The organism is Pyxidicoccus sp. MSG2, from assembly GCF_026626705.1.
Lineage (GTDB): Bacteria > Myxococcota > Myxococcia > Myxococcales > Myxococcaceae > Myxococcus.
In genome coordinates, this window is the sequence record NZ_JAPNKC010000001.1 from 12,145,134 (window position 1) to 12,168,296 (window position 23,163).

5 protein-coding genes are annotated in these 23,163 nt (G+C 70.9%); 4 read left to right on the top strand and 1 reads right to left on the bottom strand.

What is annotated here, in order from left to right; genetic code table 11:
- Positions 1 to 15: 15 nt before the first annotated feature.
- The 4 genes from OV427_RS46250 (at position 16) to OV427_RS46265 (ending at position 21,989) form a co-directional block, all read left to right on the top strand.
- Positions 16 to 19,482, top strand: coding sequence for a non-ribosomal peptide synthase/polyketide synthase (locus OV427_RS46250; RefSeq protein WP_267862639.1), 19,467 nt, complete (start codon positions 16 to 18; stop codon positions 19,480 to 19,482).
- A 36-nt stretch (positions 19,483 to 19,518) separates the two neighbouring features.
- A complete protein-coding gene (locus OV427_RS46255) occupies positions 19,519 to 20,898 on the top strand; it encodes an MFS transporter (RefSeq protein ID WP_267862640.1) in 1,380 nt (459 codons plus the stop codon).
- 91 nt (positions 20,899 to 20,989) lie between these two features.
- A complete protein-coding gene (locus OV427_RS46260; protein WP_267862641.1) occupies positions 20,990 to 21,196 on the top strand; it encodes a hypothetical protein in 207 nt (68 codons plus the stop codon).
- Between the two features lie 145 nt (positions 21,197 to 21,341).
- The gene (locus OV427_RS46265) at positions 21,342 to 21,989 is read left to right on the top strand and encodes a hypothetical protein (RefSeq protein ID WP_267862642.1); all 648 of its coding nucleotides are present in this window, start codon (positions 21,342 to 21,344) and stop codon (positions 21,987 to 21,989) included.
- A gap of 21 nt (positions 21,990 to 22,010) precedes the next feature.
- On the opposite strand, the gene OV427_RS46270 is transcribed toward OV427_RS46265, so the two are convergent.
- Entirely contained in the window at positions 22,011 to 23,156 is a 1,146-nt protein-coding gene (locus OV427_RS46270) for an acyl-CoA dehydrogenase family protein (RefSeq protein WP_267862643.1), read from the bottom strand.
- Positions 23,157 to 23,163: the final 7 nt, after the last annotated feature.

The window sequence follows — 23,163 nt, forward strand, 5'->3', positions numbered from 1 at the left end:
GAGAGTGACGCGGACATGCAGAACTCGTTGAAGGATCGGTTGGCGGCGTTGTCTCCGGAGCAGCGGCAGCAGCTCGCGCAGCTCTTGAAGCAACAGGGTGCGCCGAGTTCGAACACGCTGTTCCCGCTCTCGCAGAACCAGTGGGGCCTGTGGTTCCTGTACCAGCTCGCCCCGGAGGCCGCCGCGTACAACGTGGCGCTGCCCATCCGCGTCCACGCGCCCGTCGAGCTGAGGGCCATGGAGCGCACCCTGGAGCGCATGGCCGCGCGCCACGCGGTGCTGCGGACGACCTACGAGACGACGGCCGAGGGCCCCCGCCAGCGGGTGAATGAGCGGCAGGGCATCGCGCTGGAGCAGCACGACGTGGCCGACGTGACGGATGCCCAGCTCTTCGTCCACATGCGCAAGAGCTACCTGCGGCCCTTCGACCTGCAGCATGGCCCGGTGGCGCGGCTGGACATCTTCTCCGTCGGGCCGGAGGACCACGTCCTGCTGCTCGTCATCCACCACATCGCCACGGACCTGTGGTCGATGGCGATGTTGCTCGAGGAGCTACAGCAGCTCTACCGCGAGGAGACGGGCGGAGCGAAGGCGGAGCTGGCGCCGCTGCCGGTGGACTATGCGGGCTACGTGCGCCAGCAGCGGGAGATGCTGGACGGGGCGCGCGGGGCGAAGATGGAGCAGTACTGGCTGGGCGAGCTGCAGGGCGGCCCCCAGCCGCTGGACCTCCCGGCGGACCACCCTCGCCCGCCGGTGTGGACGTTCCGGGGCGCGGTGCATGAGCTGAGCTTCGGCCCGGAGCTGTCCGCCAGCGTCCGGGCGCTGGCGCGCGCCGAGGGCAAGACGGTCTTCGCGGTGATGCTCGCGGCCTGGCAGGCGCTGCTGCACCGCTACACCGGGCGCACCGACATCATGGTGGGCACGCCCATGTCGGGCCGCACGCAGCCCGACCACCAGCGGCTGTCCGGGTACCTGGTCAACTTCGTGGTGATGCGCGGCGACCTGGAAGGTGACCCCACCTTCCGCGAGCTCACGGAGCGGCTCTACCGCAAGGTGCTCGGCGCACTGGAGCACCAGGACTTCCCCTTCCACCGGCTGTCCGAGCGGCTGGGGATGAAGCCGGACTCGAGCCGCCCGCAGTTCATCGAGGCGGGCATCTCCGTGGATGCGATGCTGCGCCTGCCCGGCCTGGGCGCGGGCTCGTCGCTGCCCGGCGAGCCGGTGCCCTTCTTCTCGCAGCAGGACGGCCAGCTCGACGTGCACCTGCACCTGGTGGACACGGGCTACGACATGATGGGCGCGCTGCGCTACTCGGCGGACCTGTTCACGCCGGAGACCGCGGCGCGCATGGTGACGCACCTGCGCCGGCTGCTGGAGGGCATCGTCCGCAGCCCCGGCATGCGTGTGTCCGAGCTGCCGCTGCTGGCCGAGGACGAGCGCCGCCGGCTGATGGTGGACTGGAACGCCTCCGCCGTGGCCCTGCCCGGCGATCCCCTGGCACACCACGTCTTCCACCAGCAGGTGGAGCGGACGCCGGACGCACTCGCCGTCGTCGCGGGGGACGTGTCCCTCACGTACCGCCAGCTCCAGCAGCGCGCGCGCCAGCTCGGCGGGCACCTGCGCTCGCTCGGTGTCGGCGTGGAGAGCCGCGTGGCGCTGTGCCTGGAGCGCGGCAGCGCCGACCTCGTGGTGGCCATGCTCGCCACCCTGGAGGCGGGCGGCGCCTTCCTGCCGCTGGACCCGGCGCATCCGCCGGAGCGACTGGCGTACCTGCTCCAGGACTCCGCCGCGCAGGTGCTGCTGACGCACCGCGCGCTGAAGGAGAAGCTCCCCGCGCACGGCGCGGTCGTCCTGTGCCTGGACGTCGAGTCCGAGGCCCTGTCGCGGCAGGCCGAAACGGCCGCGGCCCCCGCCCTCTCGCCGGACGACCTGGCCTACGTCATCTACACGTCCGGAAGCACGGGGCGGCCCAAGGGCACGCTGCTGCACCATCGCGGCCTGGTGAACACGGCGCTGGCGGCGGCGGCCAGCCTGCGCCTGGGGCCCGGGGAGCGTGCGCTGCAGCTCGCGTCGCCGGCCTTCGACGCGTCGGTGTGGGAGGTCTTCTCCGTCCTGCTGTCCGGGGCCACGCTGGTGCTGGCGTCGCGCGAGCAGTTGATGCCGGGCGACGAGCTCCAGGCCCTGCTGTCCGCCGAGCGCATCACCGCCATCACCTCCACGCCGACGGTGCTCTCACGCCTCCAGCCGGAGGCGCTGCCCGAGCTGCGCACGGTGGCCTCCGCAGGTGAAGCCCTGCCTCCGGCCCTGGCGCGCCGCTGGGCCGAGGGCCGCTTGATGCTGAACGCGTACGGCCCCACGGAGACGACGGTGTGCGCCTCGGTGACGCCGGGCCCGGTGGACCCGGACCGCATCACCATTGGCCGGCCGTTCGCGAACACGCGGCTGTACGTGCTGGACGCGCGGCTGCGGCCGCTGCCCGTGGGCGTGCCGGGCGAGCTGTACATCGGCGGCACGGGCGTGGCCCGGGGCTACCTGGGGCGGCCGGAGCTGACGGCGGAGCGCTTCGTCCCGGACGCCTTCGGCACGGAGCCTGGAGCGCGGCTGTACCGCACGGGCGACCGGGCCCGGTGGCTGCCAGACGGCGAGCTGGAGTACCTGGGCCGCCTGGACTTCCAGGTGAAGGTGCGCGGCATCCGCATCGAGCTGGGCGAGGTGGAGTCCGAGCTGGTGAAGCACCCCGCCGTGAGCGACGCGGTGGTGGTGGCGCGCGGGGACGCGGAGGACACGCGACTGGTGGCCTACGTCGTCGCCCCGAACGCGGACACCGCGGCCCTGCGCGCCTGGCTGCGCGAGCGCCTGCCCGAGTACATGGTGCCCACGGCCTTCGTGGCCCTGGAGCAACTGCCGCTGACGCCCAACGGCAAGCTGGACCGCAAGGCCCTGCCCGCGCCGGAGGCGGCCCAGCCGGTGTCCGTCGACCCGTCCGAGGCCCCGCGCTCGCCGGTGGAGCAGTTGGTGGCGGACGCCTTCGCGGAGGTGCTCGGCGTGCCACGCGTGGGCGTGAATGACGACTTCTTCGCGCTCGGAGGCCATTCGCTGCTGGCCACGCGCGTGGTGTCCCGCATCCGCGCCAGCCTGGGCCTGACGCTCACGCTGCGCAGCCTCTTCGAGTCGCCCACCGTCTCGGCGCTCGCCCGGAATCTGTTGGCCTCCGCGACGAAGGCGCAGGCGCCCGCCCTGGTCCGTGCCTCGCGCAACAGCACCCTGCCCCTGTCCTTCGCCCAGCAGCGCCTCTGGTTCGTGGACCAGCTCATCCCCGGGGACGCCGCGTACAACATCCCCGCCGCCCTCTGGCTGTCCGGCCGGCTGGACGTGGAGGCGCTGCGCCAGGCCTTCGAGGAAATCGTCCGCCGCCACGAGGTGCTGCGCACCACGTTCACCGTGAAGCACGGCGAGCCGGCGCAGCTCATCCACCCGCCCGCGCGCTTCGAGCTGCCGGTGGTGGAGCTCTCCGCCGAGTCCACGCCGGAGTCTCGTGACGAGGCGCTGCGCCGCTGCCAGGACGAGGCGCGCCAGGCCTTCTCCCTCTCCGAGGGCCCCCTGCTCCGCGCCTCCCTGATGCGGCTGGGCGACGAGGAGCACGTGCTGCTGCTCAACATGCAGCACATCATCTCCGACGGCTGGTCCGTGGGCGTGCTGGTGCGCGAGCTGGCCACGCTCTACGGCGCCTTCCAGGCCGGCCGGGCCTCCCCGCTGCCGGAGCTGCCGGTGCAGTACGCGGACTACGCGGTGTGGCAGCGCGACTGGCTGAAGGGCGAGGTGCTCGACTCGCAGCTCGGCTGGTGGAAGGAGCAACTCCAGGGCATCGCGCCGCTGGAGCTGCCCACGGACTTCGCGCGTCCCGCGGTGCGCCGCCAGCGCGGCGGCATGGTGGGCGTGGGCTTCCCGCAGGCGCTCGCCGAGAGCCTCAAGACGCTGGCCCGGCAGGAAGGGGCCACGCTGTTCATGGTGCTGGTGGCGGGCTTCCAGGTGCTGCTGTCCCGGTACTCCGGACAGAAGGACGTGACGCTCGGCACGCCCATCGCGGGCCGGGGCAGCCAGGAGCTGGAGTCGCTGCTCGGCGTGTTCGTCAACACGCTGGTGCTGCGCGGACGCATGGAGGACCGGCCGACGTTCCGCACCCTGCTGTCCCGGGTGAAGGACATGACGCTGGGTGCCTTCGCCCACCAGGACGTCCCGTTCGAGAAGCTGGTGGAGGAGCTGGAGCCCACGCGTGATTTGTCCCGCCAGCCGCTCTTCCAGGTGATGTTCGCCCTGCAGAACGCGCCCATGGGCGACCCGGCGCTCCCGGGCCTCTCCGTGCGCCTGCAGGAGATCGACAACGGCACGTCCAAGTTCGACTTCACGCTGTCCCTGGCGGAGACGGCGCAGGGGCTGGGCGGCTACCTCAACTACGACGCGGACCTCTTCGAGGCCGCCACCATGGAGCGGCTGGTCGCGCACTACCAGCGGCTGCTGGAGGGCATCTGCCGGACGCCGCAGCAGCGGGTGGACACGCTGGCGCTGATGACGGAGGCGGAGCAGCGCGAGGTGCTGGTGGAGTGGAACGCCACCGGCACGGAGTTCCCGCGCGAGGCCTGCGTGCACTCGCTCTTCGAGGCGCAGGCGGAGCGCACGCCGGAGGCCGTCGCCATCGTCGCGGGCGACGAGACGGTGACGTACGCGCAGCTGGAGCACCGGGCCAACCGGCTCGCGCGCCGGCTGGTGGGCATGGGCGTGGGGCCCGAGGTGCGCGTGGGCATCTGCATGGAGCGCTCGGTGGACCTGGTGGTGGCGATGCTCGCCATCCTCAAGGCCGGCGGCGCCTACGTGCCGCTGGACTCCGCGCACCCGTCCGAGCGGCTCGCGTACATGCTGGCCGACAGCGGCGTCCCCATCCTCCTGACGCACGGCACGCTGGGTGAGGGACTGGAGGCCCCCGGCATCCTCCCGCTGAACCTGGACACGGAGCAGTCCGTCCTCAACGCCCTGCCCCACCAGCGCGTGCGCTCGCACGTCACGCCGGAGGGGCTGGCGTACATCATCTACACCTCCGGCTCCACGGGCCGGCCCAAGGGCGTGGCCGTGCACCACCAGGCCATCGTCCGGCTGGTGATGGAGACGGACTACGTCCGGCTGACGCCCGAGGACCGGGTGGCGCAGCTCTCCAACACGTCCTTCGACGCGGCGACCTTCGAGGTGTGGGGCGCGCTCCTGTGCGGCGCGCGGCTGGTGCTGGTGCCACGCGACACGTCGCTGGTCCCCGCGGACCTGGCGAAGGCCGTGCGCGACAACGGCATCACCACCCTGTTCGTGACCACGGCGCTCTTCAACCGCATGGCGCGCGAGTACCCGAAGGGCTTCAGCACGGCGAAGCACGTGCTCTTCGGCGGCGAGGCGAGTGACCCGGAGGCGGTGCGGCGCCTGTTGGAAGTGGGGGCACCGCGGCGCCTGCTGCACGTGTACGGCCCGACGGAGACCACCACCTTCGCGACGTGGCACCGGGTGGAGTCGGTGGACGCCGGGGTGCGGAGCATTCCCATCGGCCGTCCGCTCGCGAACACGACGGGCTACGTCCTGGATGCGGCCCTGCGGCCGGTTCCTCGGGGCGTGGTGGGCGAGTTCTACCTGGGCGGCGACGGCGTGGCGCGCGGGTACCACGAGCGTCCGGACCTGACGGCGGAGAAGTTCATCCCGGACCCGTTCTCCAAGGTGCCGGGAGCGCGGCTGTACCGCACGGGCGACCTCGTGCGCCTGCGCGCCAGCGGGGACATCGAGTTCGTGGGCCGCGTGGACCACCAGGTGAAGCTGCGCGGCTTCCGCATCGAGCTGGGGGAGATTGAGACCGCGCTCCAGGCGCACCCGGACGTGACGGAAGCGGTGGTGCTGGTGCGCGAGGAGCACGGGGACCGCAAGCTCGTCGCCTATCTGGTGGCCCCGGACGGCAAGGTGCCCGCGCCCTCGGCGCTCCGTGAGCACCTGTCGCGCACGCTGCCAGAGTACATGGTGCCCGCGGCCTTCGTCACCCTCCCCGCCTGGCCGCTCAATGCGAACGGCAAGGTGGACCGCAAGGCGCTGCCCGCGCCGACGGGCGCCGACGCCGCGACGACGCTGACGGCCGATGATGCCCCGCGCACGCCGGTGCAGCAGTTGGTGGCGGACGCCTTCGCGACGGTGCTCGGCCTGCCCGCGGTGGGCCTGAGCGACGACTTCTTCGCGCTGGGAGGTCACTCGCTGCTGGCCACGCGCGTGGTGTCGCGCGTCCGCTCCAGCCTCGGCTTCGAGTTCCCCCTGCGCATGCTGTTCGAGGCCAGCACTCCGGGCCGGCTCGCCGAGCGCATCGAGACGCTCGGGCTGACGGGCACGCGGCTCCCGCCGCTGGTGACGACGTCGCGAGAGAAGCCCCTGCCGCTGTCTTTCGCGCAGCAGCGCCTGTGGGTCGTGGACCAGCTCATGCCGGGCGACGCCTCGTACAACATGCCGGTGGCACTGTGGCTCACGGGCACGCTGGACGTGGAGTCGCTGCGCCGGGCTTTCGAAGCGCTCGTCCACCGTCACGAGGTACTGCGCACCACCTTCGCGGTGGGCCAGGACGAGGGCCAGCCGGTGCAGGTCATCCATCCGCCCGCCCGCTTCGAGCTGGCCGGGGTGGACCTGTCCTCCCTGTCCGACGCCGAGGCTCGCGCGGAGGTGCAGCGCCGCGCCATGGAGGACGCACGCGCGCCCTTCTCCCTCGCCGAGGGCCCGCTGATGCGGACCTCGCTGCTGAAGCTGGGAGAGCACGCACACGTGCTGATGCTCAACACGCACCACATCATCTCGGACGGCTGGTCCGTGGGCGTGCTGGTGCGCGAGCTGGGCGCGCTGTACGTGGCCTTCCACTCCGGCCAGCCCTCACCGCTGCCGGAGCTGCCGGTGCAGTACGCGGACTACGCCGTCTGGCAGCGTGGCTGGCTCCAGGGCGAGGTGCTCGACTCGCAGCTCGGCTGGTGGAAGCAGCAGCTCGCCGGGCTGGAGCCGCTGGAGCTGCCCACCGACTTCCCCCGTCCCGCCGTGCGCCGCCAGCGAGGCGGCACGGTGGCCGCGCGGTTCCCCAAGGCGGTGACGGAGGGCCTCAAGACGCTGGCCCGTCAGGAGGGCGCCACGCTGTTCATGGTGCTGGTGGCCGGCTTCCAGACGGTGCTCAGCCGCTACTCCGGAAAGAAGGACCTGGCGGTGGGCACCCCCATCGCGGGCCGCCGCACGCAGGAGCTGGAGTCGCAGCTCGGCATGTTCATCAACACGCTGGTGCTGCGCGCCAGCCTGGAGGGCAACCCGACCTTCCGTGAGCTGCTGGCCCGGGTGAAGGACTCCACGCTGGGCGCCTACGCCCACCAGGACATCCCCTTCGAGAAGCTGGTGGACGTGCTGGAGCCCACGCGCGACCTGTCCCGCCAGCCACTGTTCCAGGTGATGTTCGTCCTCCAGAACGCGCCGACGAGCGCGCCCGAGCTGCCCGACGTCTCCGTGCGGCTCCAGGAGCTCGACAACGGCACGTCCAAGTTCGACCTCACCGTCTCCGTGCAGGAGACGGCGGACGGGCTGGAGGGCACGTTCAACTACGACGCGGACCTCTTCACGGCGTCCACGATCGAGCGCATGGTGCGGCACTTCGGGCGGCTGCTCGAGGGCGTGGCCACCTCCGCGGACCAGCGGCTGGCCGAGCTGCCGATGCTGGCGGACGCCGAGTGGAAGCAGCTCGTCGCCGGTGGCAACGCCCAGTCCGCTGACTACTTCAGCGACGCGTCGCTCTCGTCCCTCTTCGAGGCCCAGGTCGCGCGCACGCCGGACAACGTCGCCGTGGTCTACGAGGAGCAGCACCTCACCTACCGGCAGCTCGACGAGCGTGCCAACCGCATCGCGCACCACCTGCGCTCGCTGGGCGTGGGCCCCGAGGTGCCGGTCGGCCTCGCGGTGGAGCGCTCGCTGGAGCTGGTGGTGGGCCTGATGGCCATCCTCAAGGCCGGCGGCGCCTACCTGCCGTTGGACCCGGCCTACCCGAAGGACCGCCTCGCCTTCATGTGTGAGGACACCCGCGTGCCGGTGGTGCTCACCCAGCGCCACCTGCGTGACGAGGTGCCCACCGGAAACGCCCGGGTGCTCTGCCTGGACGACGCGTCCCCGGCCTGGGCCAATGAGCCGTCGCACACGCCGATCTCCGACGTGCAGCCGCACAACCTGGCCTACATCATCTACACCTCCGGCAGCACCGGCCGGCCCAAGGGCGCGCAGATCGAGCACCGGCAGGTGGTGCGCCTGTTCCGCGCCACGGATGCCTGGTTCGACTTCGGCCAGAAGGACGTGTGGACGTTGTTCCACTCGTACGCCTTCGACTTCTCCGTGTGGGAGCTGTGGGGCGCGCTGCTCTACGGCGGCAAGCTGGTGGTGGTGCCCTTCGAGGTGAGCCGCACCCCGGCGGACTTCCACGCGCTGCTGCGCCGCGAAGGCGTCACGGTGCTCAACCAGACGCCCTCCGCCTTCCGTCAGCTCATCCACCACGAGGAGCGCACGGGCGAGCACGAAGGGCTGTCGCTCCGCTACGTCATCTTCGGCGGCGAGGCGCTGGAGTTCGCCAGCCTCAAGCCCTGGTACGCGCGCCACCCGGAGGACGCGCCCCGGCTGATCAACATGTACGGCATCACCGAGACCACGGTGCACGTGACGTACAGGCCCCTGGCCGAGGTGGACTCGCGCGAGGCGCCGGGCAGCGACGTGGGCGTGCCCATCCCGGACCTGAAGGTGTACGTGCTCGACGAGCACATGCAGCCGGTGCCGGTGGGCGTGCCCGGAGAGATGTACGTGGGCGGCGCGGGCCTGGGCCGTGGCTACCTGGGCCGGCCGGAGCTCACGGCGCAGCGCTTCGTGCCGGACCCGTTCTCCACGGTGCCGGGTGCGCGGCTCTACCGCAGCGGCGACAAGGCGCGCTGGAGGGAGAGCGGCTCGCTGGACTACCTCGGCCGCCTGGACTTCCAGGTGAAGATCCGCGGCTTCCGCATCGAGCTGGGAGAGATTGAGACCGCGCTGCTCGCGTACCCGGGCGTGCGCGAGACGATGGTGCTGGCGCGCGAGGACGAGCCGGGCCACAAGCGCCTCGTGGCGTACGTCGTCCCCTCTCCCGTGGCGGAGGGGGCGGAGCCCGTCTCCCTGGATGTGACGGCGCTGCGCGGCCACCTCCAGCAACGGTTGCCCGACTACATGGTGCCGGCGGCCTTCGTCGTGCTGGAGGCCATGCCCCTCACCCACAACGGGAAGATCGACCGCAAGGCGCTGCCCGCACCGGACGCGTCCAACAACGCCCAGGTGGGCTCGAACTTCGTCGCGCCTCGCGACGAGGTGGAGCAGAAGCTGGCCGACATCTGGGCCGCCGTCCTGCGCCTGCCCCGCGTCGGCATCCACGACAACTTCTTCTCCCTCGGCGGCGACTCCATCCTCAGCCTCCTGGTCGTCTCTCGCTCGCGCCAGGCCGGCTTCCCACTCACCGCCCGTCACCTCTTCCAGCACCAGACCGTGGCGCAGCTCGCCGTCGCTGCCCGGACCGCCTCCGCCCTGGCCTCCATCGACCAGGGTCCCGTCACGGGCCCCGTCCCGCTGACGCCCGTGCAGACGTACTTCCTCCAGCACCAGGCCTCCCATCCGCACCACTTCAACCAGTCCCTGCTGCTGGCCGCGCATCAGCCGCTGCAACTGGACGTGCTGGACAAGGCCCTGCGCACCCTGCTCGTCCGCCACGACGCCCTGCGCCTGCGCTTCCGCAAGCAGGACGACGGCTCCTGGGCCCAGGACAACGCCGCGATCGATGAGGCTCCCCTCCGCCTGGAGCACCATGACCTCTTCGCGCTGCCGGCCTCCGAGCAGCTCTCCACGATGGAGGCTCACGCCACCCGCCTGCAGTCCTCCTTCCACCTGAGCCAGCCGCCCCTGCTCTGCGCGGCCCTCTTCCAACTGGCAGGCACCCAGCGGCTGCTCATCTGCGTGCACCACATCGTGGTGGATGCCGTCTCCTGGCGCGTGCTGCTGGAGGATCTCCAGACCACCTACCAGCAGCTGGTGAGAGGCGTTGAGCCCTCGCTGCCGCCCAAGACGACGTCCTTCCAGACCTGGGCGAACAAGCTCCAGCAGTACGCGCAGTCCGACGCGATGAAGAAGGAGGCCCGGACGTGGCTGCGGCATGTCGCCACGCCTCCGGCGCCCCTGCCCACCGACAGCGCTGGCCTCAACACCTACGCCTCCGCTCGCACCGTCACCCTCACCCTGGACACCGAGGAGACGCGGGCGCTGCTGCGCGAGGTGCCCACCGCGTGGCGCGGCAACATCCAGGACGTGCTGCTCACCGCCCTGGCCCAGGCCCTCTCCGACTGGACGGGCCAGCAGGACGTGTGGGTGAACCTGGAAGGCCACGGCCGCGAGGACTCCCTCATCGAGGGAGTGGACCTGTCCCGATCCGTCGGCTGGTTTACCAGCATCTACCCGGTGCACTTCCCCATGACTCGCGGCGGGACGGCGGGTGATGGCATGCGCACGGTGCGCGAGTCGCTGCGCCACATCCCCCACCACGGCGTGGGCTTCGGCATCCTCAAGTACCTGGGCCCGGACGAGGTCAGCGCCCCCCTGCGCGCACTGCCCACGCCGGAGGTGGCCTTCAACTACCTCGGCCAGCTCGATGCCTCCTCGGATGCCAACGCCATCCTCTCCCTGTCCAACGATCCGTCCGGCGCGCACTTCGCGCCGGAGGCGATCCGCATGCACCCGCTGGAGCTCAACAGCTCCGTGCTGGACGGGCGCCTGAGCCTCCTCTTCATCTACAGCGAGAACCTGCACGCGCGGACCACCATCGAGGCGCTGTCCCAGCGCTTCCTCACGCACGTGCGCGCCCTCATCACGGAGAGCCACTCCGACGATGCGAAGCGCCGGGGCACCGCGGACTTCCCGCTCGCCACGCTCACCCAGCCCGCGCTGGACGCGCTGCTCCAGCAGGAGGGCGCCGGTGTCGAGGACCTCTACCCGCTCTCCCCGCTCCAGCAGGGCCTGCTCTTCCACACCGTGCTCTCTCCCGAGTCCGGCGTGTACTTCGAGCAGCTCGCGTGGACCGTCAGCGGCGCCGTGGACATGGCGCACTTCCGTCGGGCCTGGCAGTCGCTCATCGACCGCACGCCCGTCTTCCGCACGAGCTTCGCCTGGTCGGACCTCGAGTCGCCGCTCCAGGTGGTGCACGCGCACGCGGAGCTGCCGTGGGAACAGCTCGACTGGCGCTCCCTGTCCGAGGCCGAGCAGAAGACCCGCTTCGCCCAGCTCCTGAAGGATGACTGCGCCCGGGGCTTCGACCTGCGCAAGGCGCCGCTGATGCGGATGACGGCGGTGCGCCTGAACGAGGACACGTGGCGCTTCCTGTGGAGCCACCACCACCTGCTGCTCGACGGTTGGAGCCTCAGCCCCGTGCTCCAGGACGTCTTCACCCTGTTCGACGCCTCTGCCTCGGGCCGTGAGCCCAGGCTGCCGGCCCGGCCGCCGTACCGCGACTACATCTCCTGGCTGCAGCGTCGCGACACGGAGGCGGATGACGCCTTCTGGCGGGCCGCGCTCCAGGGCTTCAGCTCGCCCACCCCGCTGCCGGCCGACACCCACGCCACCGTCCCCGAGGGCCAGCACGCCGCCCAGCACATGCTGGAGGTGGCGCTCACGCTGGAGCAGTCGAACGCGCTCCAGGCCTTCGCGCGCCAGCACCAGCTCACGCTGTCCATCCTGATGATGGCGGCCTGGGGCTTCGTCCTCGGCCGTCACGCCGGCGAGCAGGACGTCGTCTTCGGCAACACGGTGGCGGGCCGTCCGCCCGAGCTGCCCGGCGCCGAGGACATGGTGGGCCTGCTCATCAACACGCTGCCGGTGCGCATCCCGCTCCCGGACGCGTCCACGCCTGTGCCCGCATGGCTGCAGGGGCTTCAGGCGACGTACCAGCAGTCCCGCAACCACGAGCACACGCCGCTGGCGCGCATCCAGTCGCTGGCGCCGGTGCCCCGGGGCACGCAGTTGTTCGAGTCGCTGCTGGTCTTCGAGAACTACCCCATCGACGACTCGCTCACGCAGCGCACGTCGGCCATGTCGGTGCGGGACGTGGAGGGCGTGGAGCGCACCAACTACCCCATCACCGCCACCATCCTCCCCGGCCAGAAGCTGCGCCTGCGCCTCACCTTCGAGGAGCCCCGCTTCGCGCGGAACAGCATGGAGCGCGTGCTGGAGCAGTGGCGCCTGGCCCTGCTGTCCCTCGCGGCCCCGGAGACGAAGAACCTCGGGGACGTGACGATGATGGAGGCCGAGGAGCGGCATCGCGTCGTGGTGGAGTGGAATGCCACGGACGCCGCGCTCCCCGCGGACCCCTGCGTCCCGCAGGTCTTCCATCAGATCGTGGACCACATGCCGGACGCCACCGCGCTCGTCGCGGGGGACGTGTCCCTCACGTTCCGTCAGCTCCAGCAGCGTGCGCGTCAGCTCGCGCACCGGCTGCTGTCGCTCGGCGTCGGCGCCGAGGGCCGCGTGGCCCTGTGCCTGGAGCGTGGCAGCCCGGACCTCGTGGTGGCCATGCTCGCCGCGCTCGAAGTGGGTGGCGCCTTCCTGCCGCTGGACCCGGCGCACCCGCCCGAGCGACTGAAGTACTACCTGGAGGACTCCGCCTCGAAGGTGCTGCTGACGCACCGGGCCCTGGTGGATCGCCTGCCGGCGCATGGCGCGCAGGTGCTGTGCCTGGACGAGGAGTCCGAGGCCCTGTCCCGCCTGCCGGACACCGCTCCGGCGGCGAGCGTCACGCCGGAGAGCCTCGCGTACGTCATCTACACGTCGGGTAGCACGGGGCGGCCCAAGGGGACCCTGCTGCACCACCACGGCCTCGTGAACACGGCACTGGCCATCATCCAGGGCCTGCGCATCCAGCCGGGCCAGCGTGCCTTGCAGCTCGCGTCGCCCGCGTTCGACGCGTCGGTGTGGGAGGTCTTCTCCTCGCTGCTGTCCGGGGCCACCCTGGTCCTGGCCACGCGCGAGCAGCTCCTGCCCGGTGAGCCGCTCCAGGCGACCCTGGCGCAGCAGCGCATCGAGGTGCTGCTGGCGACGCCCACCGCCCTGTCCACGCTCCAGCCCGAGGCGCTGCCCGAGCTGCGCATGGTGGCGTCCGGTGGCGAGGCCTGCTCCCCCGCGCTGGCGCGAAGCTGGGTGAAGGGCCGCACGTTCGTAAATGCCTACGGCCCGACGGAGATCACCATCGTCGCGACGATGACGCAGGGCTCGATGAACCCGGAGCGCCTGAGCATCGGCCGGGCCATCCCGAACACGCGCCTGTACGTCCTGGACGCGGCGCTCCGGCCGCAACCCATCGGAGTGCCCGGAGAGCTGTACATCGGCGGCGTGGGCGTGGCCCGGGGCTACCTGGACCGCCCGGAGCTGACGGCCGAGCGCTTCATCCCGGATCCGTTCAGCACCGAGCCCAGAGCGCGGCTCTACCGCTCGGGAGACCGCGTGCGTTGGACGGAAGACGGCGAGCTCGAGTACCTGGGCCGCGTCGACTTCCAGGTGAAGCTCCGCGGCCTGCGCATCGAGCTGGGGGAGATCGAAGCCGCCCTGCTCGACCAGCCTTCCGTCCACGAGGCGGTGGTGCTGGTGCGCGAGGACGCCCCGGGAGACAAGCGCCTCGTCGCCTACGCAGTCCCGAAGCCCGGCGCCGAGCTGGACCTCGCGGCCCTGCGCGATGCCCTCAAGCAGCGGCTACCCGAGTACATGGTGCCCTCGGCCTTCGTCGTCCTGGCCGCGCTGCCCCTGAACGCGACGGGCAAGCTGGACAAGAAGGCCCTGCCCACCCCGGACGCCACGCAGCAGCTCCCGCAGGGTGAGTACGTCGCGCCCCGAGACGAGGTGGAGCAGAAGCTGGCCGACATCTGGGCCGCCGTCCTGCGTCTGCCCCGCGTCGGCATCCACGACAACTTCTTCTCCCTCGGCGGCGACTCCATCCTCAGCCTCCTGGTCGTCTCTCGCTCGCGCCAGGCCGGCTTCCCACTCACCGCCCGTCACCTCTTCCAGCACCACACCGTGGCCGAGCTGGCCGTCGCCGCCCGCTCCGCCTCCGCCCTGGCCGCCATCGACCAGGGCCCCGTCACCGGCCCCGTCCCGCTGACGCCCGTGCAGACGTACTTCCTCCAGCACCAGGCCTCCCATCCGCACCACTTCAACCAGTCGCTGCTACTGGCCGCACATCAGCCGCTGCAACTGGACGTGCTGGACAAGGCCCTGCGCACCCTGCTCGCCCACCACGACGCCCTGCGCCTGCGCTTCCGCAAGCAGGACGACGGCTCCTGGGCTCAGGACAACGCCGCGGTCGATGAGGCTCCCCTCCGCCTGGAGCACCACGACCTCTCCGCACTGCCGGCCTCCGAGCAGATCTCCACGATGGAGGCCCATGCCACCCGCCTCCAGTCCTCCTTCCACCTGAGCCAGCCGCCCCTGCTCTGCGCCGCCCTCTTCCAGTTGGCGGGCACCCAGCGGCTGCTCATCTGCGTGCACCACATCGTCGTGGATGCCGTCTCCTGGCGCGTGCTGCTGGAGGACCTCCAGACCACCTACCAGCAGTTGCTCAAGGGCGCTCAGTCCTCGCTGCCTCCGAAGACGACGTCCTTCCAGACCTGGGCGAACAAGCTCCAGCAGTACGCGCAGTCGGACGCGCTGAAGCAGGAAGCCCAGCGCCACTGGCTGAAGCACGCCGCCACGCCTCCGGCGCCCCTGCCGGTGGACCACGAAGGCCCCAACACCTTCGGCTCCGCCCGCACCGTCACCCTCGCCCTCGACTCCGAGGAGACGCGGGCCCTGCTGCGCGAAGTGCCCACGGCCTGGCGCAGCAACATCCAGGATGTGCTGCTCACCGCCCTGGCCCAGGAACTGGCGGACTGGACGGGACAGCCCGACGTGTGGGTGAACCTCGAAGGCCACGGCCGTGAGGACTCGCTCGTCGACGGCGTGGACCTCTCCCGCTCCGTCGGCTGGTTCACCAGCATCTACCCCGTGCACCTGTCCATGCCCCAGGGAGGCACGCCGGGCGATGGTGTGCGCGCGGTGCGTGAGTCCCTGCGCCACGTGCCCCACCACGGCGTGGGCTTCGGCATCATCAAGTGGCTGGGGCCCGACGCGCTCAGCGCTCCACTGCGCGCGATGCCGCTTCCGCAGGTGGCCTTCAACTACCTGGGCCAGTTCGACGGGGCCTCCGACACGTCGGCCATGCTCTCGTTCGCCAGGGAGTCCGCCGGCACCGAGGTCCCGAACGAAGCGCTCCGGATGCATCCGCTCGAGGTGGGCGGCTCCGTGCGCGAGGGCCAGCTGCAGCTCACGTTCGCGTACAGCGCCAACCTGCACCGCGAGGCCACCATCCAGGCGCTGGCTCAGCGCTTCCTCGCGCGGCTCCGCACCCTCATCACCGAGAGCCACACCGACGACGCGAAGCGCCGGGGCACCGCGGACTTCCCGCTCGCCACGCTCACCCAGCCGGCGCTCGACACGCTGCTCCACGCCGGCGTCGAGGACCTCTACCCGCTGTCCCCGCTCCAGCAGGGTCTGCTCTTCCACACCCTGCTGTCCCCCAAGTCCGGCGCCTACTTCGAGCAGCTCGCCTGGACGGCCAGCGGCTCCATGGACGTCGCCGACTTCCGGAAGGCGTGGCAGGCGCTCATCGACCGCACCGCCATCCTCCGCACGGGCTTCGTCTGGGACGGCGTCGATACGCCGCTCCAGGTGGTGCACGCGCACGCGGAGCTGCCGTGGGATCAGCTCGACTGGCGCGCCCTGTCCGTCCCGGAGCAGAAGGCCCGCTTCGCCGAGCTCCAGGCCGAGGATCGCCGTCGTGGCTTCGACCTGCGCCGGCCGCCGCTGATGCGGATGACGGCGGTGCGCCTGGCGGACGACACGTGGCGCTTCCTGTGGAGCCACCACCACCTGCTCCTGGACGGCTGGAGCCTCAGCCCCATCCTCCAGGACGTCTTCATCCTCTTCGACGCCTTCGCGTCCGGCCGCACCACGCCGAAGCTCCCCGCGCGCCCGGCGTACCGCGACTACATCGCCTGGCTGCAGCGCCGCGACACGGCGGCGGATGACGCCTTCTGGCGCACCACGCTCGAGGACTTCTCCGCGCCCACCCCGCTGCCCGCGGACACCCACGTCGGGCCGTCGGCGGGCGTCCAGGCCCGGCAGCAGACGCTGGATCTCCCGCTCACGCAGCAGCAGTCCGCCGCGCTCCAGGCCTTCGCGCGCCAGCACCAGCTCACGCTCTCCACGCTGACGATGGCCGCGTGGGGCTTCGTGCTCAGCCGTCACAGCGGTGAGCAGGACGTGGTCTTCGGCAACACCGTGGCGGGCCGCCCGCCCGAGCTGCCGGGTGCCGAGGCCATGGTGGGCCTGCTCATCAACACCGTGCCCGTGCGCATCCACGTGCCCGCCGCGGCCACGCCCGTGGCCACGTGGCTGGAGCAGCTCAAGGCCCAGCAGCAGCAGACGCGCAACCACGAACACACGCCGCTGGTGCACGTCCAGTCACTGTCGCAGGTGCCGCGCGGCTCCGCGCTGTTCGAGTCGCTCCTCGTCTTCGAGAACTACCCCATCGACGAGTCGATGGAGCAGCGCACCACTGCCATGTCGCTGAAGGACGTGGAGGGCGGCGAGCACACCCACTACCCCCTCACCGCCCTCGTGGTCCCCGGCCGCACCACGAAGCTGCGCCTCACCTACGAGGAGCCCCGCTTCGAGCGCGAGAGCATCCAGCGCGTCCTGGAGCAGTGGAGCCGCGCCCTGCTGTCGCTGGTCGCCCCCACGACGAGCACGCTCGCGGACGTCTCCATCATGGACGAGCAGGATCGCCAGCGCGTCCTGGTGGAGTGGAACGCCACCGACCTGGACTTCCCGCGCGACGCCTCGCTCGCCTCCCTCTTCGAGCAGCAGGCCACCCGCACGCCCGACGCCGTCGCTGTCATCGCGGGTGAGGAGTCCGTCACCTTCGCCGAGCTGGACGGTCGCGCCGCACGGCTCGCGAAGCTGCTGGGCTCGCTCGGGGTGCGTGAGGAGACGCCGGTCGGCGTCTGCCTGGAGCGCGGACTCGACCTGGTCATCTCGCTCCTGGCCATCCTGAAGGCCGGCGGCCACTACGTCCCGCTGGATCCGGCCTACCCGAGCCAGCGCCTGGGCTTCATCCTGGAGGACTCGCGGGCAGCCCTCGTGCTCACCCGCGCCGCCCTCGCGTCGGTGCTGCCCGAGAATTCGGCGCGCATGCTGTGCGTGGACTCGGACGAAGTGCAGGCCAGCGCCGCCGCACCGTCGGCCGTGCTGCCTCGGGTCTCCAGCAACCAGCTCGCGTACCTCATCTACACGTCCGGCTCCACGGGCCGTCCCAAGGCCGTGGCCATCGAGCACCGCAACGCGGTGGCCTTCCTGGCCTGGGCGCGCACCATCTTCCCGCCCGAGGTGCTCGCCGGCACGCTGTTCGCCACGTCCATCAACTTCGACCTGTCCATCTTCGAGCTGTTCCTCCCGCTGACCACGGGCGGCACGGTGGTGGTGGCGGACAACGCCCTGGCCCTGCCCACGCTGCCGGCCGCGAACCGGGTGACACTCGTCAACACGGTGCCCTCCGTCATGGCGGAGCTGCTGCGCTCGGGTCCGCTGCCCGAGAGCGTGCGGGTGGTGAACCTGGCCGGTGAGCCGCTGTCCACGACCCTGGTGCGCCAGCTCTACGCGCAGCCCAACGTCCAGAAGGTGTACGACCTCTACGGCCCGTCCGAGACGACGACGTACTCCACCTACGCCCTGCGCCAGTCGGACGGACCGGCCACCATCGGCCGTCCCGTCGGGAACACGCAGCTCTACGTCCTCGACGACCAGCGGCAGCCGGTGCCGGTGGGAGTGCCCGGAGAGCTGTTCATCGGCGGCGAGGGCGTCGCGCGTGGCTACCTCGGCCGGCCGGAGCTGACCGCCGAGCGCTTCGTCCACAACCCCTTCAAGCCCACGCCCGGTGCGCGCATGTACCGCACGGGAGACCGCGTGCGCTGGAAGGCGGACGGCACGATGGAGTACCTGGGCCGTGTCGACTTCCAGGTGAAGATCCGTGGCTTCCGCGTAGAGCCGGGAGAGGTGGAGACCGTCCTCTGCTCGCACGAGGACGTGCGCGAGGCCGTCGTCGTGGTCCGCGAGGACCACCCGGGTGACAAGCGCCTCGTCGGGTACGTGGTCCCCAAGGCCACCACCGCCAGCGTGGCGTCCATCCGGACCTTCCTCCAGGCGAAGCTGCCGGAGCACATGGTGCCCTCGGCGCTCGTCGTCCTGGACGCGCTGCCGCTGTCCCCCAACGGCAAGGTGGACCGACGGGCGCTGCCGGCGCCGACGCAGGTGGGCTCGGACGTGGCGCACGTCGCTCCGCGCGACTCGCTGGAGCTGGCCCTGACCCGGGTCTTCGAAGAGGTGCTCGGTGTCCCCTCGGTGGGCATCCACGATGACTTCTTCACGCTGGGTGGCCACTCGCTGCTCGCGGTGCGCCTCATGGGGCTGCTCCGCGAGCGCACCGGACGCAAGCTGCCGCTGGCCGCCCTCTTCCAGGCGTCCACGGTGGAGCAGCTCGCCGTCCTCGCCCGGCGCGAGCCCGCGCCCTGGATTCCGCTCGTCCCCATCCAGACGGGCGGAGACCTGCCGCCCTTCTTCTGCGTGCACCCGGTGGGCGGAGGCGTGCTCACCTACGCCGCGCTGGCGCGGGAGCTCGGGCCGCGGCAGCCCTTCTACGGACTGGAGGCCCAGGGGCTCGACGGCGCGGAGCCGCCGCTCGAGTCCATCCTGGAGATGGCCTACTTCTACATCGAGGCCATCCGCACCGTTCAGCCGCACGGCCCGTATCGACTGGGCGGCTGGTCGCTCGGCTCGGTCATCGCCTTCGAGATGGCCCGGGCGCTGCGCCTGCGCGGCGAGGAGGTGGAGGTGCTGGCCCTCATCGAACCCAGCCCCACGTCCTACGCCCGGGGCGAGCCCGTGCCGGACACCTCCGCGCTGGCGGGCCTCTTCGAGGCGGACCCCGCCCGGCTCGCGGCCGTGTCCGAGGAGCAGCGGCAGGCGCTGGAGCGCGTCTTCACCGCGAACCTCGGCGCACTCCACGCCCACACCCTGAAGCCGCAGGAGGGTGCGCTGACGCTGTTGCTGGGCGCGGACACGCAGGGCCTCCAGGGGGAAGGACCGACGCGTGGCTGGGATGTGCTCGTCGACACCGTGGACGTCGTCACGCTGCCCGGAGATCACCACTCCCTGCTGGCCGCTCCGAACCACGAAGCGCTCGCTCGCGCCCTGGCCTCCGTGCTGTCAAAAGCCAGCGCGGACGCGAACGACACCGAGACTCCGCGCCGGGTGGGCTGAGCCCCCGAGCGACCCACCCTTCACATGACTGCCTCCATGAACCCGACTCCACAGTCCGCAGCCCCCCGCCCGACGCGCGCGTTCGGCATCACCTGGCTGGGCCAGGTCGCCTCGCTCGTCGGCTCGGGGGTGACTCAATTCGCGCTCGGCATCGAGATCTACAAGCGCTCCGGCTCCGTCACGCAGTTCTCGCTGCTCACCTTCTTCTACCTGCTGCCCATGGCGCTGGTGTCGCCCCTGGCGGGCGCGCTGGTGGACCGGTGGGACCGGCGGAAGGTGATGTTGCTGAGCGACCTGGGGTCGGGCATCGCCTCGATCTGCATCTGGGCCCTGCTCCAGGCCAGTGCCGCGGGAGCCTGGAAGCTCGAGTCCTGGCACTTCTACGGCCCCATCATCCTCAGTGCGCTGTTCAACGCCTTCCGCTGGCCGGCCTTCCAGGCGAGCACGACGCTGATGGTGCCGAAGGAGCAACTGGCGCGGGCCAACGGCTTCGTGGAGCTGGCCTCGGGCGTGGGGCAGCTCGTGTCTCCGGTGCTGGCCGGCGTGCTGCTCCTGAAGATTGGCCTGGAGGGCATCGTCCTGATGGACCTGTCCACCTTCGCCTTCTCCATGGTGACGCTGCTGATGGTGCGCTTCCCGAAGCCGCCGGTGTCCGCGGAGGGCGCGGCGGCGCGTGGCTCGCTCTGGAAGGAGATGGGGCTGGGCTGGCGCTTCATCCGCACTCGGCCGGGGCTGCTGGGGCTGCTGGGGCTGCTCGCGGTGGTCAACATCGTCATGGGCATGGTGATGGTGCTCATCACCCCGCTCATCCTGAGCTTCACGGATGCGGCGACGCTGGGGAAGGTGATGTCCCTCTCCGGGCTGGGCATGCTCTTCGGCGGCATCGCCATGGGCGTCTGGGGCGGGCCAAAGCGCCGCATTCATGGCGTGATCGGCTTCGTGCTGCTGGCGGGCCTGCCGCTGATGCTGGCGGTGCTTCCGCCAAGTCCGTGGCTGATGGGCGTCTGCGCGGCGCTGTTCCTCTTCAACATCCCCATCGTGGCGAGCTGCGGGCAGACCCTCTGGCAGCAGAAGGTGCCGCCGGACGTGCAGGGCCGCGTGTTCTCGGTGCGGCGCATGGTGAACCTGCTCGCCGCGCCGCTGGCCTCGGTGCTGGCGGGCGTGCTGTCCGACACGCTCTTCGAGCCGTGGATGGCGAAGGACGGTGCGCTCGCGAACAGCCTCGGGCCGTGGGTGGGCACCGGCACCGGGCGCGGCATCGCGCTGCTCTTCGCGGTGCTGGGCGCCGTGCTCGTCGTGCAGGCCATTGTCGCCTGGCAGAACCCGCACATCCGCAACCTGGAGGAGGAACTGCCGGACGCGGAGGCTGGGGCCGCGAGCGCGGTCCCCGCGGCCGTGGTCCAGGCCTCCCACTGAGTCTGAAGTGGCCCGTTTGAACCGGCCTGACAGGAGTGATGTAGTCCGCGCGCCGTTCCCAACGGCGGACTACCCACCCTGAAAGGTCACAGTGATTCGTTCCGCGAAGAAGGCAGGACAGGTGCTGCTCGCCGTCGCCGCTGGTTTTGTCGTGTCGTTCGGTGCAACGCAGGCCTTTGCCGCGTCCCAGGCGGCGCCACTCAGTTATGACTGCCAGGCGTTCTGCGTTGACCCATGCATTGAAGCCGGATTCAACGGTGGCTTCTGCATCAACAGCAGGGAATGCGCCTGCTACTGAACCGCCTCGCCTGAGCTGAATGCCCCGCGGCTGAGCGCTGCCAGCGCTCACCGCGCGGGCCGGCCCCAGGGCATCAGCCCAGCAGCCTGGACGTCTCGCGGGCATTCACCATCCGCTGCACCTCGCTGGTACCCTGACACGAGGAATGGCCACGTTTGTCCACTGGAGCGGCGCCCTCCACTACCGGGAGCGCTTCTTCTTCATCGACGCTGTCAGGGGCTCAGGACTGTTCCAGCCCGAGCCGCATGGACTGCATCCCCAGGTTGTCTCCATCCCGGATGTCGGACGCTACCAATGCACCTACGGCGTCTCGGATGGGGCCCTGTACCTCGAACAATTCCGCCTGCGGCTTCCCTACGTCGAGCGGCTGCGCATCCGTACCGGACGTGGGCCCCGGCTGTTCGGCAGGGAAGCCTCGGTCGACCTCGATGAAAAGGAGCGTCTGCCCGTCCTATTCCAGGACCTGCACGCTCCCATTCCATTCACCGGGGGAATGCTGCTGGGCGATGGATACATCCACGCCCTCGACCTTCCCGAGCCCATGCGGGAGGTGCGGAGACACACCGCCCACACCGCCATCTGTTGGAACGAGGTCCACGAGCTGCGCTTCCAGGAAGGCTGCCTGACGGAAGCTCATGATGTGTCTGAGGCAACCGCCCGCCTGCGCGAGGAACTGGCCGTCGAGACGAGCGAGCCCGGCACCCCGGCCTGGAGCGAAGACCTCCAGCGCCGGCTCGGGGGCATCTTCCGCCTGGATTACGGTGGGCTGATGCCACCGCGCACCCTCCGGTGAACGAGGCCCGCGTCCCGCACTTCACCCCAGCAGCTTGAACGTCTCGCGGGCAATCACCATCCGCTGCACCTCGCTGGTGCCTTCGTAGATGGTCTGCACGCGGGCGTCGCGGAAGTACCGCTCCACCGGGAACTCGTCGATGTACCCGTAGCCACCGTGGAGCTGCACGGCCTTGTCCGCCAGCTTGTTGCTCATCTCGCTGGCGAACAGCTTCGCCATGGAAGCCTCGCGCGAGAACGGCTGGCCCTGCTCCTTCATGTACGCCGCGCGCAGCGTCAGCAGCTCCGCCGCCTCCAGCTGCGTCTTCATGTCCGCCATCATGAAGCGCGGGGCCTGGAACTCGCCGATGGCCTGACCAAAGGCCTTGCGGTCCTTCGAGTACGCCACCGCCGCCTCCAGCGCCGCCCGGCCCACGCCACACGCCTGCGAGGCGATGCCGATGCGCCCGCCGTCCAGCGCCGTCATCGCCAGCCGGAAGCCCTGCCCCTCCGAGCCCAGGAGGTTCTCCGCGGGAATTACACAATCCTCGAACGTCAGCGACACCGTGTTCGAGGAGCGAAGCCCCATCTTGTCCTCGTGCTTGCCGATGATGAGACCCTTCGTCCCACCCTCCACGATGAAGCACGACAGGCCCTTGTTCCCCGTCGGCGAAGTGCGCGCCCACACCACCATGACACCCGCGTACGCGCCCGACGTGATCCACTGCTTGCTGCCATTCAGGACGTACGTGTCCCCGCGCTTCACCGCCGAGGTGAGCATCGCGCCCGGGTCCGAGCCCGCGTGCGGCTCCGACAGCGCGAAGGAGCCGGCAATCGCCTCGCCGGAGACCAGCTTCGAGACGAACTTCTCGCGCTGCGCCTCCGTGCCGAAGGCGTTGATGAGCTCCGCGCACATGTTCGTCACGGCCATCGTCACGGACGTGGACGCGTCCGCCGCCGCCATCTCCATCATCGCCAGCGCGTAGGAGACGACGCCCGCCTCCGAGCCGCCGTACTTCGACGGAATGTTCACCCCGAGCAGGCCCAGTTCGCCCATCTCCTTGTAGAGCTCGGTGGGGAAGCGCTCTTCACGATCCAGCGTGCGGGCCTGCGGGGCCACGCGCTCGCGCGCGAACTTGCGGGCGGTGTCGCGGATCAGCGTCTGGGTCTCGGTCAGCTCGAGGTTCACGGCGGTC

Coding starts and splice junctions, on each gene's coding strand:
- OV427_RS46250 (WP_267862639.1), top strand. CDS start 16: ATGCAGAACTCGTTGAAGGATCGGTTGGCGGCGTTGTCTCCGGAGCAG.
- OV427_RS46265 (WP_267862642.1), top strand. CDS start 21,342: ATGGCCACGTTTGTCCACTGGAGCGGCGCCCTCCACTACCGGGAGCGC.
- OV427_RS46255 (WP_267862640.1), top strand. CDS start 19,519: ATGAACCCGACTCCACAGTCCGCAGCCCCCCGCCCGACGCGCGCGTTC.